The following is a 1,811-nucleotide window of genomic DNA, read 5'->3' on the forward strand; positions in this document are numbered from 1 at the left end:
CCGCTCGGGTACGGCGCGGGCCGCTAGAACAGCGTGAGCGCGGCTTCGTGCGCCTCGTCGACGCTCGACCAATAGCCGAGCAGGCGGCGCTGCGCGCGATCCGGATGCGCGGTCACGGCCCGGTAATGCGGTTCGCGCCGTGGCCCGCGCAGCAGGAGCCGCACGACCGCGAGCCGTGCACCGTCGAGCGGATGCAGCACAACCCACTCGGCGCCTCGGATCGTCACGGCTGTGCACGCTGTCGGCGGCCGACGACATGCGACCCGCGTTCGGCTGGGCGTGGACGCCGACGCCGCTGTGTCTCGGCATCGTCGACCGCCAGCCCGGTCTCCCTGGTGGCCACACGCAGGCCCAGCACCTCGCGGCGCCCGTCGGCGTTGACGCCGGTCGCGACCAGGACGACGGCGTTGATGACTCGGCCGCCCTCGAGGACCATCATCGTCAGCACGTCGGCGGCGACGAACGTGAACGGGCCAGCCTCATCCAGCGGCCGGTGGCGGACCTGCTCGACCTGCTCGTCCAGGTCGGCCGTCATGGGGGAGACCTGCGACTTCGACAGTGAGCGTCACTGTCGACCTCGTCGAGGAGCTCGGCTCGGACACCTATGTCTACGGCGCAGGGCAGGGTCGGCGCTGGACGGCGCGGCTGCCGAACGGCTCGAAGCCCGCGATCGGTACCGAGCTCGCGTTCGCGGTCGGGCAGGGGAGCGTCATCGCCTTCGACCCGCTCACTGCAGCGAGCGTTGCTCGGAGCAACGGACCGCGGTGGCGTGCGTACACGGGTTTGCCCGATGCCTTGTGCGCACACGCCGCAAGGTGTAAACATAACACTGTTGCCACTATGGGGTTCCCCAGGCGACTGAAAGCAGCCGCATTGGAAACTCGTCCGATGAAGTCTCGCAACGCCAATGCAGGCGCTGCGAGACCGGCGAGCGCATCGTCGTCTCTCGGCTTTCGAATCACTCTCGTCGTCGCCGTGCTCAGTCTCATCGTGCAGATCGCAGTGCTCCCGCCGACGAGAGCACCAGACCCCGCGGCTGCGCTCACAGCCATCGGCGTGTCGTCCCGACCAGTGAGCTCGGACGCACTCCCAGTGGACCAGCTCGATCAAGCATTTGCGCAAGCGCGTACAGAGTGGGAAGCCCAAGGAATCGACACGGCGGGCATCTCGGCGCGTGTCGGCGAACTTCCGGAACGGATGCTGGGGCACACGTCCGGTCGCGTGATCACCATCGACGCGGATGCCGCGGGCTGGGGATGGGGACGAATGAGCCTCATCACCGTCCTGCGACACGAGATCGGCCACGCGGTGGGGCTCGAGCACGCAGACGGCGGCGTGATGCACGAAGTCCTCCACCCGGGAAGCGCCATCGCCGTCACGGCGAACGATGCTGCGCGCGCCGGCGGGTCGCCGGTATCGGCACCGCTGCTGGCAGCGACAGAGGTCGTCGAACCGGCATCCGCCGAGGAGACAGCCCCCGCCCCGCCCAACCCACGGGGCTGCCTGCCGCCGAGCCCGCGCCGGAGCCCGCGCCCGCGCCGGAGCCCGCGCCCGCGCCGGAGCCCGAGGCCGACGCGCAGCCCGCGCCAGAGCCCGACGCCGACGCGGCGCCCGCGCCAGAGCCCGACGCCGACGCGCAACCCGCGCCAGGACCCGACCCCGAGCCGGCACCAGCGTCGGAGTCCCTTGCGCCGGAGCTCGCGCCGACCTCGGAGGCACCCGCAGAGGTGGCGGCCGTCGTCGCGGCTCAGTTGGTGCTTTCGGTCAGCGAGCTCGCGCTCGGCCGAGTCCACCCGGTGTCGGGTGGATCG

The 1,811-nt window shown here is 71.1% G+C and carries 1 protein-coding gene and 1 pseudogene; both read right to left on the reverse strand.

Translation table 11 applies throughout. The annotated features are described in order from the left end of the window. Positions 1–23 precede the first annotated feature (23 nt). A complete protein-coding gene (locus tag J1M46_RS03490) occupies positions 24–200 on the reverse strand; it encodes a hypothetical protein (RefSeq protein WP_206446549.1) in 177 nt (58 codons plus the stop codon). Between the two features lie 116 nt (positions 201–316). Continuing rightward, positions 317–562 (reverse strand): annotated as a pseudogene (locus tag J1M46_RS03495) (transposase); the annotation flags it as partial. Positions 563–1,811 lie beyond the last annotated feature (1,249 nt).

Origin of the sequence: Agrococcus sp. KRD186 (assembly GCF_017168255.1) — a bacterium.
Taxonomy (GTDB): domain Bacteria; phylum Actinomycetota; class Actinomycetes; order Actinomycetales; family Microbacteriaceae; genus Agrococcus.